The 17688-nt window shown below is 59.8% G+C and carries 14 protein-coding genes; 9 read left to right on the forward strand and 5 right to left on the reverse strand.

Annotation, left to right across the window (positions count from 1 at the left end):
* Window positions 1-2 precede the first annotated feature (2 nt).
* Window positions 3-1205: an acyl-CoA dehydrogenase family protein gene (locus ACWWD9_RS04410; protein ID WP_455867841.1), complete on the forward strand. Its 1203-nt coding sequence runs from the start codon at window positions 3-5 to the stop codon at window positions 1203-1205.
* Window positions 1206-1251: 46 nt separating this feature from the next.
* A complete protein-coding gene (locus ACWWD9_RS04415) occupies window positions 1252-2163 on the forward strand; it encodes an amidohydrolase family protein (RefSeq protein ID WP_455867842.1) in 912 nt (303 codons plus the stop codon).
* A gap of 41 nt (window positions 2164-2204) precedes the next feature.
* Here ACWWD9_RS04415 and ACWWD9_RS04420 read toward each other — a convergent pair whose 3' ends face one another.
* The 5 genes from ACWWD9_RS04420 to ACWWD9_RS04440 all read right to left on the reverse strand — a co-directional run bounded on the left by ACWWD9_RS04420 (window position 2205) and on the right by ACWWD9_RS04440 (window position 9925).
* A complete protein-coding gene (locus tag ACWWD9_RS04420; protein WP_455867843.1) occupies window positions 2205-5288 on the reverse strand; it encodes an efflux RND transporter permease subunit in 3084 nt (1027 codons plus the stop codon).
* 10 nt (window positions 5289-5298) lie between these two features.
* Window positions 5299-6384 carry an efflux RND transporter periplasmic adaptor subunit gene (locus ACWWD9_RS04425; protein ID WP_455867844.1) on the reverse strand — a complete coding sequence of 362 codons (1086 nt, stop codon included), beginning with the start codon at window positions 6382-6384 and terminating at the stop codon, window positions 5299-5301.
* Complete coding sequence (locus tag ACWWD9_RS04430; protein ID WP_455867845.1) at window positions 6381-7829, reverse strand: efflux transporter outer membrane subunit; 1449 nt, start codon at window positions 7827-7829, stop codon at window positions 6381-6383. The genes ACWWD9_RS04425 and ACWWD9_RS04430 overlap by 4 nt, the downstream gene beginning before the upstream one ends.
* Complete coding sequence (locus ACWWD9_RS04435) at window positions 7826-8503, reverse strand: CerR family C-terminal domain-containing protein (protein WP_455867846.1); 678 nt, start codon at window positions 8501-8503, stop codon at window positions 7826-7828. The genes ACWWD9_RS04430 and ACWWD9_RS04435 overlap by 4 nt, the downstream gene beginning before the upstream one ends.
* Window positions 8504-8689: 186 nt before the next feature.
* Window positions 8690-9925 (reverse strand): SfnB family sulfur acquisition oxidoreductase, encoded by a 1236-nt coding sequence (locus tag ACWWD9_RS04440; RefSeq protein ID WP_455867847.1) that lies wholly within the window; start codon window positions 9923-9925, stop codon window positions 8690-8692.
* Between the two features lie 446 nt (window positions 9926-10371).
* Between ACWWD9_RS04440 and msuE the strand changes: the two genes are divergently transcribed.
* The 7 genes from msuE to ACWWD9_RS04475 all read left to right on the forward strand — a co-directional run bounded on the left by msuE (window position 10372) and on the right by ACWWD9_RS04475 (window position 17665).
* The gene (gene msuE / locus ACWWD9_RS04445; protein ID WP_013442739.1) at window positions 10372-10968 is read left to right on the forward strand and encodes an FMN reductase; all 597 of its coding nucleotides are present in this window, start codon (window positions 10372-10374) and stop codon (window positions 10966-10968) included.
* A 42-nt stretch (window positions 10969-11010) separates the two neighbouring features.
* Window positions 11011-12108, forward strand: coding sequence for a dimethylsulfone monooxygenase SfnG (sfnG, locus tag ACWWD9_RS04450; protein WP_455867848.1), 1098 nt, complete (start codon window positions 11011-11013; stop codon window positions 12106-12108).
* A 23-nt stretch (window positions 12109-12131) separates the two neighbouring features.
* Window positions 12132-13373 (forward strand): AMP-binding protein, encoded by a 1242-nt coding sequence (locus tag ACWWD9_RS04455; protein WP_455867849.1) that lies wholly within the window; start codon window positions 12132-12134, stop codon window positions 13371-13373.
* Window positions 13370-14140 carry an ABC transporter ATP-binding protein gene (locus ACWWD9_RS04460; RefSeq protein ID WP_013442736.1) on the forward strand — a complete coding sequence of 257 codons (771 nt, stop codon included), beginning with the start codon at window positions 13370-13372 and terminating at the stop codon, window positions 14138-14140. Before ACWWD9_RS04455 ends, ACWWD9_RS04460 begins: the two co-directional genes overlap by 4 nt.
* A 46-nt stretch (window positions 14141-14186) precedes the next feature.
* On the forward strand, window positions 14187-15068 hold the full coding sequence (locus ACWWD9_RS04465; protein ID WP_015830544.1) for a branched-chain amino acid ABC transporter permease: 882 nt from the start codon (window positions 14187-14189) through the stop codon (window positions 15066-15068).
* Between the two features lie 9 nt (window positions 15069-15077).
* Window positions 15078-16145, forward strand: a complete 1068-nt coding sequence (locus ACWWD9_RS04470; RefSeq protein WP_013442734.1) for a branched-chain amino acid ABC transporter permease — start codon at window positions 15078-15080, stop codon at window positions 16143-16145.
* 167 nt (window positions 16146-16312) lie between these two features.
* Window positions 16313-17665 (forward strand): ABC transporter substrate-binding protein, encoded by a 1353-nt coding sequence (locus ACWWD9_RS04475; RefSeq protein ID WP_230336749.1) that lies wholly within the window; start codon window positions 16313-16315, stop codon window positions 17663-17665.
* Window positions 17666-17688 lie beyond the last annotated feature (23 nt).

Below are 17688 nucleotides of genomic sequence, written 5' to 3' on the forward strand. Positions count from 1 at the left end.
GCATGAATACGATAGCCAATGAAGTCAGCGTGCCCCCTGTATTTGAGGGGACGCCACAACATCGCGCCGACCAGCTTGCCGCCTATCTGGCAAAAACCGCGGCTGAACGCGATGTACAAGGCGGCACGCCCTACGCCCAGCGCGAGGCGGTGCGCCAGAGCGGATTGCTCAAGCTGCTGATCCCGGTGGAGTGGGGCGGCCTGGGCGGCGACTGGTCGCAGCTCTACCGCATTATCCGCACCATTGCCCGGGCCGATAGCTCCATCGCCCAGGTGTTTGCCTTTCAGTTTCTGATGCTGGCATCGGTGCGGCTGTATGCCACCGAGGCCCAGTGGCAACACCTGTGGCACGAAACCGCCGAGAAAAACCTATGGTGGGGCAATGCGCTCAACCCGCTGGATAACCGCACCATCGCTACCCCGCAGGGCGAGCATTACCTGTTCAGCGGCCAGAAGAGTTTTTGCTCAGGCGCGACCGATTCAGATCGCCTGATCGTGTCCGCCATTGAGGCGGATACCGGCCGGTTCCTGGTGGCGGCGGTGCCAACTGGCCGCGCTGGCATCAAACTCAATAACGATTGGGACAACATGGGCCAGCGCCAGACCGATAGTGGCAGCGCGGAATTTACCGAGTTGCGGGTGGAAGCCCATGAGCTATTGATGAATCCCGGCCCCTTGAGCTCGCCTTTTTCCAGCCTGCGATCGCTGGTGGCCCAGCTGATATTTACCAATATCTATCAGGGCATCGCCGAAGGCGCACTGGCCGAAGCCAGCCAGTACACGCGCCAGAGTTCGCGGGTGTGGTCGGGCTCCCTGGCCTCGTCCGTGCAGCAGGACCCCTACACCCTGCTGCATTACGGTGAATTCTGGGCCAGCCTCGAAGCCTCGCGGGTGCTGGCAGACCATGCCGCCAGCTTGCTTGATGCCGCCTGGGCCAAAGACCTGACGCTGGGCGATGAAGAGCGCGGCCAGGTGGCGCTGGCGGTGTTTGCCGCCAAGGTCAACATCACGCGCAGCGGGCTGGATGTCACCTCGCGCATCTTTGAGGTGGCGGGCGCACGCGCCACCACCGCACGCCTGCGGCTGGACCGCTACTGGCGCAACCTGCGCGTATACACCCTGCATGATCCGGTGGATTACAAACTGAAGGATCTCGGCGACTGGGCCTTGAACGGCCAGTACCCGACGGCGAGTTTTTACTCCTGATGCCTGCCCCATAAAACGAACCAGACCCGAAATCAAAGAAAGCACCATGACACAACCCATTATCGATATGCGTAGCCGTCCGGCGTACCTGCACGACTTTTTTGGCGCCACGCCCGACACGCCCGCCTATGACACGGCCAAATGGCTGAATCGCCGCGTCGGCTCTCACGACCCGGAGCACTTTCGCCGTTCTTACACCATAGAGGGCTATCTGGCCGAGATTGAGGCGGCCGGAGTGAGCAAGGCGGTGGTGGTGGGGCGCGAAACGCCCAGCCTCACCATCAGCAACGATGAAATCGCCACGCTGGTCGGCCATAGCGACAAGCTGATCGGCCTGGGCTCAGTGGATATTCAGCAGCGCGGCGAGAAAAGCGCGATTGAGGAAATCAACCGTGCCATCAATACCTTTGGCTTTCGCGCCATCAATATCGAGCCCGGCTTTGGCGAACCTGCCTTGCAGGCGGATGACCCGGTGTTTTTTCCGGTGTATGAAGAGTGCCTGCATTTTGACGTGCCGGTATGCCTGATGTCCGGCCCCACCACGCCCGATTTTGCCTATGCGCAACCGGCGGCGGTGGCCCGGCTGGCGCGGCGTTATCCGCTGCTCAAGATCATTTGCTTTCATGGCTATTACCCGTATGTAAATGAAATCGTTGGCGCGGCCTTCCGCTACGACAATATCTACCTGGTGCCGGATATGTATATCTTCCAGCCGGGGTCACAGTTGTATGTGGAGGCGGCTAACAGTTTCCTGGCAGACCAGCTGCTGTTTGGCTCGTCTTACCCGTTCCGCGCCATGCAACAGACCGTGCAGGACTTTGCAGCGCTGGGTTTCAAGGACGAGGTGCTGGACAAGGTGTTCTACCAGAACGCTGCCCGCCTGCTGGGAGTGGATTTATTGGCGGCATCGGCGCCGCGCCAGAAGACTGCAAAAGCAGCGAGCGCGGCGACGGCCTGATATGCCGATACCGGGCCGCATTTCGGCCCGGCATGGTGGGGTTAACTTGCTGTCTTGCTACGCTTCTGCCAGCGGGTTCTCAGCCACTGCTCGGCATCATCCACAAAGGTATACACGGCGGGAATCACGATCAGGCTGAGGATGGTGGATGTGATCAGGCCGCCGATCACCGCAATCGCCATCGGCGAGCGGAAGCTGGGGTCGGCCCCCAGTCCCATGGCAATCGGCACCATGCCAGCACCCATGGCCAGCGTGGTCATGATGATGGGGCGGGCGCGTTTGCGGCATGCATCAATCAGGGCCTCCAGCCGGGATGGCGGATGCTGGCCATCCTGCCGCTGCCCGCGCGCCATGATGGCGTATTCCACCAGCAGAATGGAGTTCTTGCTCACAATGCCCATCAGCATCAACAGCCCAATCAGCGATGGCATGGAGAAGCTTTTCCCGGTCAGCAGCAACAGCACAAAGGCGCCGCCTATGCTGAGCGGCAAGGCCATGAGGATGGTCAAGGGCTGCATGAAGTCGCGGAACAGCAGCACCAGCACGGCATAAATGCACAGCACGCCAATCGCCATCGCCAGGCCAAAGCTCTGGAACAGGTCATTCATGTTCTCGGCATCGCTGGAGGGGACGATGTGCACGCTGGGCGGCAGATTCTTGATGGCGGGCAATTGCATGGCCTCGGCATATACAGCGCCCAGTTCGCGCTGCCCCAGCTCCACCTCGATCGACACATTGCGCACGCGCTTGAAGCGGTCAATCTGCGCCGGGCCGCTGCCCAGGTGAATGTCGGCGATGTTGCCTATGCGCACCGGGCCATTGGTACCGCTGACAGTCAGGCGTGCAATCGCATCTATATCCGTGCGGAAATTCTCGGGAAACTGGATGCGGATAGGCACTTGCCGATCAGCCAGATTCAGCTTGGGCAGATTGATGTCGTAATCGCCCGCGGTGGCAATGCGCACCACATCGGCAATATCGCGAGTCGTCACGCCCAGGGCCGCTGCCCGTGCCGTATCCGGGCGTATGATGACTTCCGGCTGCACCAGGCTGGCGTTGGAATACACATTGCCGATATTGCGCAGGGTGCGCAGGCCGCGCATGACCTCGGTGGTGGCCTCGCTCAGCGCCAGCGGATCGTCACTTTGCAGGTTCAACACCATCTTGACGCCGGTATCCAGCGACCCCACCTTGATGCGCATGCCGGGCAACGCGCCCAGGGCCTCGCGCAACTCGCTTTCAATCTTCTGCTGGGTAATGCTGCGCTCCTTGCGGTGCACCATTACCACGGTCAGCACGGCCTTGCGCGTTTCGGCGGTGGAGCCTGCCGAAAAGCCCTGGCCTGAGGTGCCATTGCCTATGCTGCTGTATACATGGCGCACATTGGGGTTTTTGCTGACGAGCGCACGCACCTGTTCGGCCGCCTGGGCGGTCTCCTGCAGGTGGGCGCCCGGCGCCAGTTCAATATTCACCAGCGTCATGCTGCGGTCTGCGGGCGGCACAAAGCCCTTGGGCAGCAGTGGAATCAGCATGAGCGAACCCACGAAAAACAGCAGGGCCAGGCTGACCGTGATCCCGCGATGGCGCACCGACCACGCCACCAGCGCCAGATAGCGGCGGGTGATCCAGCCATCGGTTTCGGCTTTTTCTGGCTTGGGCTTGAGAAAGTAAGCGGCCATCATCGGCGTAATCAAACGTGCGACGGCCAGCGAGGCGAAAATGGCGAATACCGCGGTCCAGCCGAACTGCTTGAAAAACTTGCCAGCGATGCCCGACATGAACGCCGTCGGCAAAAACACCGCGATCAGGGCAAAGGTGGTGGCAATCACCGCCATGCCGATCTCGTCCGCCGCTTCCATGGCGGCTTCACGCGGCGATTTGCCCATGTTGAGGTGGCGGGCGATATTCTCGATTTCCACAATCGCGTCGTCCACCAGTATGCCCACTACCAGCGCCAGTGACAGCAGGGTGACGGTATTGATGGTGTAGCCAAACACGCTCATGCCGATAAAGGTTGGCAGCACACTGAGCGGCAGCGCCACGGCGGCAATGAAGGTTGCGCGGAAATCGCGCAGGAACAGCATGACGACCAGCACTGCCAGCACTGCGCCTTCATACAGCAGGTGCATGGAGCCATCGAAATTGTCCTGCACTGGGGTGACGTTTTCCCAGGCCGGGGTGATCTTGACGCCGGGGTGGCTGTCATTGAATTCGGCCACGGCCTTGTCGACCCGCGCCTTGAGGCCGGTTTCGCTCTCGCCCTTGCTGCGGGTGATTTCAAAGCCGATCACCGGCTTGCCATCCATGAGCGCGATATGACTGCGTTCGGCAATGGTGTCCTGCACATCGGCCACTTGTCCCAGTGTGACGTAAGTACCGGTCAGCGTGGGCAGTTGCAGATCGCGCAGCTGGCGGGCTTCCTTGACCGTGCCCAGTGTACGCACCTGCTGGCGTATGCCGCCAAGGTCGGTGCGGCCGCCCGAGCTTTCCAGCTGCATGCGGCGCAATTCTGAGGAGACGGTGGACGCGCTGACACCCAAGGCCAGCATTTTGTCCGGATCCAGCGAAATGCGTACCTCGCGATCCACACCGCCGACACGCTCAAACTTGCCGACGCCCACCACCGACAGCATTTTCTTGGCAATTTCATTATCGATCAGCCAGCTCAGGTCCCTCTCGTCCAGATCCTTGGCGGTGACGCTGTAATTGACGATGGCCGAGCCCGAGGTGGTGATGCGCGAGACGATGGGGTCCTTGGTATCCGCGGGCAGCTCGGAGCGCACCCGCGAGACGGCCGAGCGCACATCGTTTTCAGCGTCCGAGACGGATTTTTCCAGCTGGAATTGCACCGAGATTGTCACCTGGCCATCCAGTATCTTGGTGGTGATGTGCTTGACCATATCCACCGAGGCGATGGAGTCTTCGATCTTGCGGGCGACGTCGTTTTCCAGCTGGCTGGGCGAGGCGCCTTCCAGCGTGGCGGTGACGCTGACGGCCGGTAATTCGATATCCGGAAAATCCTGCACCTTGGTGGTTTTGAACGCAAACAGGCCGACGATGCTGAGCAGGCCAAACAGCAGGATGGCCGGAATCGGGTTGCGTATGGAATAGGCGGAAATATTCATGGCGGCCCCGTTATTGCGCTACGCGCACGATGTCGCCATCAATCAGGAAGCCCACGCCACTCTCAACATAGCGGGCCTTGGGGTCTATGCCTTCGCGAATGATGATGCGGTCACCGACATGGCCGCCGCTGACGACCTTGCGGCGCTCCACATGCTGCTGGTCACTTAGCGTGAACACATATTCATAGCCATCGCGGTTGAGCACGGCGCTGCTGGGCAGGCTGAGCCCGCGCTGCTCACCGACGGCAAAGCTGCCGCGCGCAAACATGCCGCTCTTGAGCGGGCCATCCACACCTTGCGGAATATCCACATACACCAGGGTGTTGCGGGTGTCCTGGTTCATGGTGGGGGCAATCACACGTACCTTGCCTGTTACCTGGGCCTGGCTGCCAGTCGGCGTCAGGGTCACGGCCTGGCCAGGCTTGACGCTGGCAAGCTCGGTGGCGCCGACTTCGCCGCGCCATTCCAGCCGGTCCTGCATCACCAGGCGGAACAGCTCCTCCCCGGCGTTGACCACGCTGCCCACGGTCGCCGTGCGGCTGCTTATGGTGCCAAACTCGGGCGCCACGATACGGGTGCGGCGCAAGCGCAGGCGCTGGCTTTCCAGCGCGGCCACGGCAGACTCAAACTTGGCCTTGGCGGTTTGCTCTGTGGTGAGGTATTGCACGACCTGCTGCTCGCTCAGGGCGCCTTTGGCCAGGCCTTTTACCCGGTTGGCATCCAGCTCGGCCTGGCGCAGATTGGCTTCTGCTTCGAGTGCGTCTGCTTCTTTCTGGGCGAGGTCAGCCTTGACCGTTTCATCGTCAAACTCGGCCAGCAGCTGGCCTTTTTTGACTTTGTTGCCAACATTGACGTACACCGCTTTCAGCCGCAAGCCGCTGACTTCGTTGCCGATAATGGCTTCTTGCCAGGCCAGGATGTTGCCATTGGCGGTGATGCTGGTGGCGGCTGCCGTTTCCTGCGGGCTGACCAGCCGTACGGTGAGCGCGGGTTTGGTTTCACCGGCCTCCGAGCCGGATTTGCCAGGCTGGCAGGCCGTCAGCAAGGCAGTGGTCAGCAACAGGGCCAGGGAAAGGTAAGGAGCGCGGTTTTTCATGGTTGTTTCTCGGTGGAATCGGGAGTGTTGGCGGCAAGTGGCGTATCAGCACCTTGCCAGCCACCACCCACGGCAATGTAGAGTTCAATCAGGGTAGTAATGCGGTTCTGGTTCAGCTGGGTGAGCGCATAGTCGGCTTCCAGCGCATTGCGCCGCGTGGTTTCGAGGTCGATGGCATTATCAAACCCCGCTTCATAACGCTGGCTGATGGCCTGCAAGGCTTGCGCGTAATTGTCGGCGGCCTGCTGCAGGCTGGGCTGGCGTGCGTTATAGCTTTGCAGTGTCAGCAGTTTCTGCTCGACTTCCTTGATGGCGGTGCGCGCCTTGCTGCGGTAATTGCTGTCCGCAGCACGCAGGCTTTCCCAGGCCGCGGAGACATTGGCCTTGCGCTGCCCCATGTCAAACAGCGGGATATCAATGGTGGGGCCGAAAGACCAGGTCAGGGCATTATTGGTGACACCGGAATTGAGGTAGCGCACCGGCGTGATATTGCCGCTGAGGGTGATCTTGGGGTATCTGTCGGCTTCCTTGACGCCCACCTGGGCGCTAGCGGCGGCCAGATCGCGTTCGGCGGCCAGCAGGTCGGGGCGCTGCTCCAGCAGCACAGCCGGTACCGAGGGCACATCAAAGCTGCCGGGTTGCAGCACCGTAAAGTCGCGCGGCGCCAGGCGTTCGCGCAGCTGTGGCTCGGCCATGCCGGTCAGCGCCACCATGGCCTTGATCTGCAATTCGCATTGCATCTGCTGGTCATTGAGGTCGCTGGCGGCCTGGGCCTGCGTGGCTTGCGCCAGCGCATTGTCCGAGTCGGACTTGAAGCCGTGTGCGGTGGCCGAGGCCGTCAACTCTGCGCTGCGGGTCTTGGATTCCAGATAACGCTCGTACAGCCGCACCTTCTGCTGGCAGAAGCGGTAGTCGTTATAAGCCTTGGCACTCTCCGCGGCGACGGACAGCCGCGCATCCTGCAGCAGATTGCGTTTGGCATCGTAATCGGCCAGTGAGGATTCGCGTTCGCGGCGCAGGCCACCAAACAGGTCGATCTCCCACGAGGTATCAAAGCTGATCTGCTGCTGCGTGAGCAGGGTGGGATCGCCGCCGAAGGAGAAAGCCTTGCGGCTGATCGATGGCGTGGCACTCAGGCCATCAAAACCCATGGCACGCGCCGCCACCAGATTGGCACGGGCAGACGCGATATTCTTGTAGGCATCGGCCACACTGGCGCTATTGCGCTCGGCAGCAGTGATGATCTCCAGCAGCACATCGTCATTGAATTGCCGCCACCAGTCCGCGGTCTGGGCGGCTGGCACGGGAGTCTGTACCTGCCAGCTATCGGGTGTCACCGTCTTGGGTTTCTGGTAATCGGGCCCCACCATGGGCCAGCCCTGGCAGCCTGCCAGCAAGCTCGCCATGAGCGCCGACAGGAGAATCTTGCGTGATGTCGTGCTCATGATGCTTGCTCCCCGGCGCCCGCGCGGCGGGCCTTTTCGTCCAGCACCATGGCCAGCGCATAGCGGCCATAGCGTTCCGCCATGCGGTCCAGCGCGGCATGGTTTTCCACCAGCTGTGGCGACATATGGCGAATGACCTTCTGCCCGATATACATATGTACGGCCATGCCAAAACAGGCCATCACCAGGCTGCGAATCTCATCATCCGGCTCATTTACGCCCAGGTGCTGGCAGAGCAGCTTCGCCATGGCGAGATGATGTGGTTTCACTTCGCATTCTATTTCCTGCTCCCACACGCCGGTCGGCTCCAGCATCTCGCGGTGGCGGAGTTTCACCACATCGTGCACCACATCGCCCATTTTCAGGGGCTGGAAGAACTCCACAAAGAACTGCTGCAAAGCGCTAGCCAAGGACAGGCCGGGGGCAGAAAAGGCAAATTCGCAGGGACGCGCAATCAGATCCGGCATGGAAAACACCGTGCGATACAAGCCCGCTTTATCCGTGAAGTAATAGCTGATGGCAGATACATTGACCTGCGCGGCCTGCGCAATCTGCCGCACGCTGGTTTTGGCATAGCCTTTTTCGGCGAACAGCTTGAGGGCGCAGAGCAGGATTTTCTGCCGCGCTTCCGCACCGTCGGTGCGGCTGGCTGTTTGAGGGGTGGGGGGTGACATGAGGCATCAACCAGACAATAGACGAGCTGGGATCATACATCAAACAAACGTTTGATCAATAAACTTTACAAAGATTTAAGTGCGGCCTTATGCAAGGCAGGTTTCCCCGCGTCAGCAAAAAAAACGCCTGGCCGGAATATCCCGCCAGGCGTCTGATCAGCCAGGGTTGCAGAACTGATGACGATGTTAAATCCAGGGGTGCCGCGGCGGATTCACTTTGTTCAGCACATAGTTGCCGACGGCATAGTATTTCCAGCGCACCGGATCATGCAGGGTGTGCGTACGCGCATTGCGCCAGTGGCGATCCAGGTTGTATTCACCCAGCGTGGACCGCGTACCCGCCAGTTCAAACAGCTTGCTGCCGGCGAGCAGGGCGGTTTCGGTGCTCAGCACCTTGGCTTCAGCCACGGCGATGGAGGCGGCGGCCACGGTGTCTTCGTTGGGGTTCTTCTGGGCAGCGTCAATGAATTCGCCTGCGCGCTTCAGCAGCGCATCGGTGGCATGCACGCGTATCTGGATATCGCCGATATCCTTGAGCGTGAGCGGGTCTTCGTAGCCATGCTCGAGGTCGGTATCTATCCATGGGCGGGTGTGGTTGCGCACAAAGTGCAAGGTATCGCGCAGGGCCGCGCGGGCAATGCCGGTATCCACCCCGGCCTGGATGATCTGCGCAATCGGGCCCATGGGGGTGGGGCGATCAAACGCCAGATGGTGCGGCAAGACGTATTCGCTGGGCACGAAGATATTTTCCAGCACCGTGGTGCCGCTGGCGGTGGTGCGCTGGCCAAAGCTGGACCAGTCGTCAATGATGGTCAGGCCCTTGCTGCCTTTCTGCACGAAGGCGACCACGGTGTTGTCATTTTCATCCTTGGCAACGACGGGAACCCAGTCCGCCAGCAGCGCACCGGACGAGTAAAACTTCTTGCCCGAAAGCAGGTAGCCGCCTTCGGTCGGGGTCAGGCGGGTTTTGACATCATTCACCGTGCGGGTGCCGATCTCGGAGAAGGCATTGCCGAAGCGCACGCCTTGCAATACCAGATCAAAGAAAAACTTCTTTTGCCATTCCGTGCCATCCAGACGCAGGCCTTCCACCATATAAAGATGGTTTTGCGGGATCTGGCCGATGCTGGGGTCGGCTTCCGCCACGATGGCAATCACCTCTGCCAGCGTGTTGTTGGAGACAAACGCGCCGCCGTATTCCTTGGGCACGGTAATGCCCCACAAGCCGCTTTGCGAAAAGTAATCCAGCTCTGCGCGTGGCAGGCGGCGCTCGGCGTCACGCACGGCGGCCTCTTTGGCAATGTGCGCGGCGACCTGGTGGGCGACGGCAATCGCTTCCTCGTCGGATTTAATGATATGGGCAAGGGGGCGAGACGCTATCGCGGCCTCTGTTTCCTTGTGCAATACCGATGCTGTTGTCATACAAACTCCTGATCATGAATAAACATAAGATAAAAATGTGGCTGTGAGGCCATCTGCATCAGGAATTGCACAGAGCGTGCCAGCAATTATGTCTATGATTTATAATGAATATTTTTGCAGGCGATGCTGTGAAGCGCGGCTGTAGCAGCAGGCTGCTGTCCGGGTGCTGCCAGATCAGCAGATTTCCCCGCATCCAGGGCGTTAAACCGCCAAATCTCTCCCGAAAACGCCAGAAAGTCCCCAGCCTTTGATCAGATTTCAGCAAAAACCTGCTGATTGAGCAGCAGCCGGTCAGCATGCAGGCGGCATATGCAACAGGTCAGGCAGCGCCGTATTTTTATTAAGTATATGAATTTAATAAAAAAATTAAGGTGGCACGGTTGCTGCTATTAGCTAGGGGAGTGTGGCTCTTTGTTGGAGCCGCGAACCTGACAATAGGAGTCACCATGAGCAAGAAACTGAAAGTCACGGCTGTTGCAGGCAGTACCAGCCGTCCCTCCCGTACCCTGACACTGGTCGAGGAGATCGCCGAGCGGCTGGGCAAGCACCTACCGATTGAACTCAAGCTGATTGAGTTGGGCGAACTGGGCCCCGACCTTGGTGCTTCGCTCAACTATGACAGCATCAAGCCCGCTGTGCGCAAGGCCATTGACGATATCGAGAGCGCCGACGTGCTGATCTTTGCCACCCCGGTCTACCGTGGTTCATACACCGGCCTGCTCAAGCATTTGTTTGACCTGGTGCATTACGAATCCCTGATTGATGTGCCCGTGCTGCTGGCCGCTACAGGCGGCAGCCTGCGTCACTCGCTGGTGATCGAGCACCAATTGCGCCCCATGTTCAGCTTCTTCCAGTCGCTGACCTTGCCAGTGGGCGTGTATGCCATCGAGAGCGAATTCACCAACTACAAGATCAGCAACGAAGCGCTGGACAAGCGCATCGACCTGGCCATTGAGCGCGCACTGCCTTTTTTGAAGCACCGCGAGCTGGCCACGCCTGAAGCGGCCGAAGCCACCGCCAAGCTGGTTGCCAGCGCTTCCTGATTTATTCGCATATCACGACCTTATTTACGAAAGGAATTCATTGTGAGCACACCTTCGCAACAAGCCCCCATCAAGTTCGCTTACTGGGTACCCAATGTCAGTGGCGGCCTGGTCGTCAGCAATATCGAGCAGCGCACCAGCTGGGATTTTGAATACAACAAGAAGCTGGCACAGATTGCCGAAAAAGCGGGGTTTGACTATGCCCTGAGCCAGATCCGCTTTACCGCCGGTTATGGTGCGGAATATCAGCATGAGTCCGTGTCGTTTTCGCATGCCTTGCTGGCCGCGACCGAGAAGCTGAATGTGATTGCCGCCATCCTGCCGGGACCGTGGGACCCTGCCGTGGTCGCCAAGCAGATTGCGACTATTGACCACCTCACCGGTGGTGGCCGTATTGCCGTGAACATTGTCTCTGGATGGTTCAAGGGCGAGTTTGTGGCGATTGGTCAGCCATGGCTGGAGCATGACGAGCGCTATCGCCGCTCGCAGGAATTCATCGAGGCGCTGAAAGGCATCTGGTCCAGGGATGATTTCAGCTATCACGGTGATTTCTACCGTTTCCACAATTACTCGCTGAAACCCAAGCCACTGAAGCAACCTGAAGTGTTCCAGGGTGGCAGCTCGCGTGCGGCACGCGACATGGCCGCCAAGGTATCCGACTGGTACTTCACCAACGGCAATACGGTGGAAGGCATCAAGGCGCAGGTTGACGATATCCGCGCCAAGGCTGCGGCCAATAACCACAGCGTCAAGATCGGCGTGAATGCCTTTGTGATTGCACGCGATACCGAAGAAGAAGCCAGGGCCGTGCTGGCCGAGATTATTGCCAAGGCCAACCCCGAGGCGGTCAATGCCTTTGGTGATGCTGCAAAGCAGGCAGGCAAATCCAGCCCTGAAGGCGAAGGCAACTGGGCCAAATCGACATTTGAAGACTTGGTGCAATACAACGATGGTTTCAAGACCAACCTGATCGGCACCCCACAGCAAATTGCCGAGCGCATTGTGGCACTGAAGGCCGTGGGCGTGGATCTGGTGTTGTCCGGTTTCCTGCACTTCCAGGAAGAGGTTGCCTACTTCGGTGAGAAGGTCTTGCCGCTGGTGCGTGAGCTCGAAGCTGGCAAGGTCGCCCTGGCCGCGTGAGCAGAAAAAGGCAGGCCTATTCCATGAGCAACGATACGCTACCCAGCCTGCTGCGGGCGCAGTCCGAGCAGCGCGGTGCCGATGTCGCCATCCGCCACAAGCAGCTGGGCATCTGGCATGCCTTGCGCTGGCAGGATGCGCAGCGCGAAGTGCTGCAGCTCGCTGCCGTCTTGCGTGAGCGCGGTTTCAACAAGGGCGATGCGCTGTTTCTGCTCAGCCATCCACGGCCGCAGGCCTTGCTGTTGCAGCTGGCGGCGCAATGGCTGGGCGGCTTTGCCGCGCCAGTGGACTTGCTGGTGGAGCGTGCGGTGACCGTACAGCTGCTGCAAAAGCTGCGTCCGGCCTTTGTGTTTGCCGAGGGCGAAGATGAAGTGGCGCTGCTGGCGGAGGCTGAGCTTGCTCCGCGGCTGGTGATTTACGCTGACCGTCGTGGGCTGGCGGGCGATGCGCAGGCGTCGCGTCTGGATTATGCCGATGCACTCAAGCTCGCGGCAGCGTCCTTGCACGAGGCACCGCTGGTTGCCCCGGTGGATCATGCCTTTGCCTTTCACCGGCTGGATGCGGGAGGTCTGGTGCACTTGCAGACCATCAGCCATCACGAGCTGCTGAATGAAGGCCGTCGCCTGCTGCGGCAGGAGAATCTGAGCGCAGCGGATGAGGCGCTGGCCGCGCGAGCATTTGCTGCCAGCGGTCACGCGCGCTATTTGCTGGCCCCCTGGTTGCTGGCCGGGTTCAGGTTGAATTTCCCGGAAAACCTGGCAACGCGCGATAACGACCGCCGCGAGCTGGGCCCCACGCTGGTGGCTGGCACGCGCGAAACCTATCAGCGGCTGGAATCACTGGTGCAGCAGCGCTTGCCGCAACCCGGTACCTGGCGGCGACGCCTGGTGGATTGGGCCCTGCGCACCTCAAGTGCCGCGCGCAATCCGCCGCCCATCTCGCTGAAGCCTGCAGCGAAGTCGAACCGACGCTTCAGTCTGTCGCTGACGCTGGCGAATTGGCTGGTGATCAGCCCGCTGCGCGATGTCATCGGCTTTAGCCGCACGCGCGTGCCCTTGCTGGTGGGCGAGCCTTTGCCGGAATCTTCACTGCGCTTTTTCCGTAGCCTGGGCATCGAGATTCGCAACTGGGAAGAGCATGCCTACTGGTATGTGCTGGAAGGCGGCCGGGCGCGCGTGGTCAAACGTGGTCCCTCATCGCTGCAAGTGCAAGCCAGTCCCAGCCTTGCGGCGGCTGCCATTAATACTGCGGGGATTCCATCATGAGCAGCCCTTTGCTTGAGCTGAACCATATCTCTCTGTCATTCAAAGGCGTGAAGGCGATTACCGACATCAGCTTTGCCGTGCGAGAGGGCGAGATTTGCGCCCTGATCGGCCCCAATGGCGCCGGTAAAAGCTCGCTGTTGAATGTGATCAATGGCGTGTATCAGCCGGATATCGGCGACATTACCTATGCCGGTACCCGTTTGCGTCGCATGCAGCCGCATGCGGCGGCGCGTCGCGGCATCGCCCGCACCTTTCAGAACATCGCCTTGTTCAAGGGCATGAGCGTGCTGGATAACGTGCTGACCGGGCGCAACCTCAAGGTACGTGGCAGCTGGCTGGAGCAGGCGCTGCATATCGGCCGGGCGCCGGGCGATGAAGTGATCCAGCGCCAGCGCGCCGAAGAGATCATTGATTTTCTGCGCATACAGCCCTGGCGCAACAGCATCGTCGGCACCTTGCCCTATGGCCTGCAAAAACGGGTGGAGCTGGCGCGTGCGCTGGCGGCCGAGCCCCGGCTTCTGCTGCTGGATGAGCCCATGGCCGGCATGAACCACGACGAAAAGGCCGACATGAGCCGCTTTATCCTCGATACCCAGCGCGAGTTCGGTACCACCATCGTGTTGATTGAACACGATATTGGCGTGGTGATGAATCTCTCGGACCACGTGGTGGTGCTGGATTACGGCAAGAAAATTGGCGACGGCACGCCGCAGGAAGTGCGCGAGAACCCGGACGTGATCGCGGCATATCTGGGGACATCGCATTAAGCAGGTTCATACACGATTGGTCACCCTCAGGGGAAAGTAAAACGAAATGGAATTTTTCTTTGAAGTATTGCTGGGCGGGCTATTGGCGGGCGTGATGTATTCGCTGGTCGCCATTGGCTTTGTGCTGATTTACAAGGCCTCGGGCGTATTCAACTTTGCCCAGGGCTCCATGGTGCTGTTTGCCGCGCTGACTTTTGTCAGCCTGCTGGAGCGTGGCATTCCGTTCTGGCTGACCTTTGCCATCACCCTGCTGACCATGGTGGTGCTGGCCTGGGCGATTGAGCGCTTCATGCTGCGCAAGCTGGTTAACCGGCCGCCGATTACGCTGTTTATGGCAACGCTGGGGCTGAGTTACATGATCGAAGGGCTGGCGCAGGCGGTGTGGGGCGCACAGGTGCACGGGCTGGAACTCGGTATCAGCGATGAGCCACTGGAACTGGGCGGCATGCTGCTGTCGCAGTTTGATATTTTTGCGGCAGGCGTGGCTGGCGTGCTGGTGATCTTTTTATCCTGGCTGTTCAACAAGACCCGCACCGGGATTTCCCTGCGCGCCGTGGCCGATGACCAGCTGGCGGCGTTGGCGGTGGGCATCAAGCTGCAGCGTATCTGGCTGATCGTGTGGGCGGTGGCCGGGTTTGTCGGGCTGGTGGCGGGCTTGTTATGGGGCGCGCGCCTCGGCGTGCAGTTCTCCTTGTCGCTGGTGGTGCTCAAGGCCTTGCCGGTGCTGATTATCGGCGGGTTTACGTCGATTGGCGGGGCGATTGTGGGTGGCCTGATCATCGGTGCCTCGGAAAAACTGGCGGAGGTCTTTATCGGCCCCATCATCGGCGGTGGCATTGAAAACTGGTTCCCGTATGTCCTGGCCCTGGTGTTTTTGCTGGTACGGCCGGCGGGTATTTTTGGCGAACGTGCCATCGAGCGCGTGTAGGAGAGCAGCATGCTGTATAGAGAATCCGGACAATTCATCAGCGATTACCGCGCCGATCGCCGCATCTTCCGCTTGTGGCAGGAGCGCCTGGGCTTTTACCTGCTGCTGGTGTTTGCCTTTGCCGTGGTGCCTTTCATTGCCAACGATTACTGGTTCAGCGCCATCCTCGTGCCTTTTCTGGTGCTGTCGCTGGCTGGGCTGGGGCTGAATCTGCTCACCGGTTATGCCGGGCAGTTATCGCTGGGCTCGGCGGCCTTCATGGCAGTGGGGGCCTTTGCTGCCTATAACTTCCATCTGCGCATTGAGGGCCTGCCCTTCCTGCTCAGCTTTGTGCTGGGCGGTATCACCGCCGCCGGGGTAGGCATACTGTTTGGCCTGCCGAGCTTGCGCATCAAGGGCTTTTATCTGCTGGTGTCGACCCTGGCAGCGCAGTTTTTCGTGCAATGGGTGTTGACCAGTTTTGGCTGGTTTTCCAATAACAACTCCTCCGGCGTGATTACCGCCCCGCCCTTGCTGGTGTTTGGTCGCGACTTCAGCTCGCCAGCCGGGCGTTACCTGCTCACGCTGGCCGTGGTGGTGGCCTTGGCATTGCTGGCGCGCAATATTGTGCGCAGCGAACTGGGCCGCCACTGGATGGCAGTGCGCGATATGGATACGGCAGCAGCGGTGATCGGCATTCCCATCCTCAAGACCAAGCTGCTGGCCTTTGCCATCAGCTCGTTCTTCCTCGGGGTGGCGGGGGCCTTGTGGGCGTTTACCTATCTGGGCACCGTGGAGCCGCATGGCTTTGATCTCACACGCTCGTTCCAGATTCTGTTCATCATCATCATCGGCGGTATGGGCAGCATACTGGGCAATTTTCTGGGGGCGGCGTTTATCGTGCTGCTGCCGATCCTGCTGTCGAATCTGTCCGGTACGGTGCTGGCAGGGCTGATCGACCCCGGCCAACTGGAAAACCTGCAAAAGATCATTTTTGGCGGGCTGATTGTGTTTTTTCTGATCAAGGAGCCGTTTGGTCTGGCCCGTCTGTGGCAGAACTTCCGTGAGCGCAGCCGCGTCTGGCCGCTACGGTACTGATTCCCGCGCTGGTGGCGCCGGTGATGTCAACATCTCCCGGCGCGGCCACGCACATACTTAGTCAATAGGGGGCATAGCATCATGTGTTGAATTCCGGCATTTGTGCGGTCTTTTATATAACTAAAAACGCTGTTGATTTATTTAATTAAAACCAAGGAGTCTATCTGATGTTACGAGTTGTCCAACAAGGCCTTAAGCTGGCCGCGGCCATTGGCCTGGGATCCAGTCTGTTAAGTGCGAGTCTGTTTGCAGGCAGCGCCCAGGCGGCAAATGAGCAGTATTTTCCCTTGCAGAGCTATCGCGTAGGCCCTTACGCCGCTGGCGGCACCGGTTTTTTCGGTGGCTTTATCGATTACCTGCAATACGTGAACACCAAGGAAGGCGGCGTTAACGGCGTCAAGTTCACCTGGAGCGAGTGCGAAACCGAATACGTGGTGGAAAAAGGCGTGGAGTGCTACGAGCGCCTGAAAAAAGGCCTGAACGGCGCTCCGGCTGCCGCGACCAATCCGCTCTCCGTCGGCATTGCCTATGCTACGCTGGAGCGCTCGGCTGCCGACAAACTGCCGCTGATCACCATTAACCATGGCCGCACGGATTCTACCGATGGCAGCGTGTTCCCTTATGTCTTCCCGCTGCAGTTGAACCCGTATAGCGAAGTGTCCGCCATCATCAACTACATCGCCACCAAGTCTGGCGGACTGGACAAGCTCAAGGGCAAGAAGATCGTGACGCTGTACCACGGCTCGCCCTATGGCAAGGAAACCAACCCCATCCTGGAATTGCTGGCCAAGAAATACGGCTTTGAGCTGACCCTGCTGGAAGTGCCACACCCTGGCAACGAGCAGCAATCGCAATGGCTCAACATCCGCCGCATCAAGCCGGATTGGGTGATCCTGCGTGGCTGGGGCGTGATGAACCCGGTAGCGCTGAAAACAGCCCAGAAGACGGGCTTCCCGGCGGATCACATCATCGGCAACATCTGGAGCAACTCGGAAGAAGATGCCGCACCTGCGGGCTCCGCTGCCAAGGGCTTTATCTCGATTACCACGCATCCTTCCGGCACCAACTTCCCGGTATTGCAGGATATCGACAAGGTCGTGCTGAAGGCGGGCAAGGGCAATCTGCAGGATCCCAAGCGCTTTGGCACCGTGTATTACAACCTGGGTGTGGTGAATGGCATTCTGAACGTGGAAGCCGTGCGCGTGGCACAGGCCAAATTTGGCAAACGTCCGCTGACCGGCGAAGAAGTGCGCTGGGGCTTTGAAAACATCCGTCTGGATGAAAAGCGCCTGAAGGAACTCGGTGCCTATGGCCTGGTGCAACCACTCAAGCTGTCTTGCTCTGACCACGAAGGCGGCGGTGCCGTGCGCTTCCAGCAGTGGGATGGCAGCAAATGGAATGTGATCTCGGATTGGGTGCAGGCAGACCGCAAGTTGCTGCGCCCTATCATCGAAGAGTCGTCGCACCAGTATGCCAAGGAAAAAGGCATTACCCCACGCGATTGCTCCAAGGAATCTTGATCGCCTGAGCTGAAAGGCACTGC

Source organism: Methylovorus sp. SPW-M1 (genome assembly GCF_053848825.1).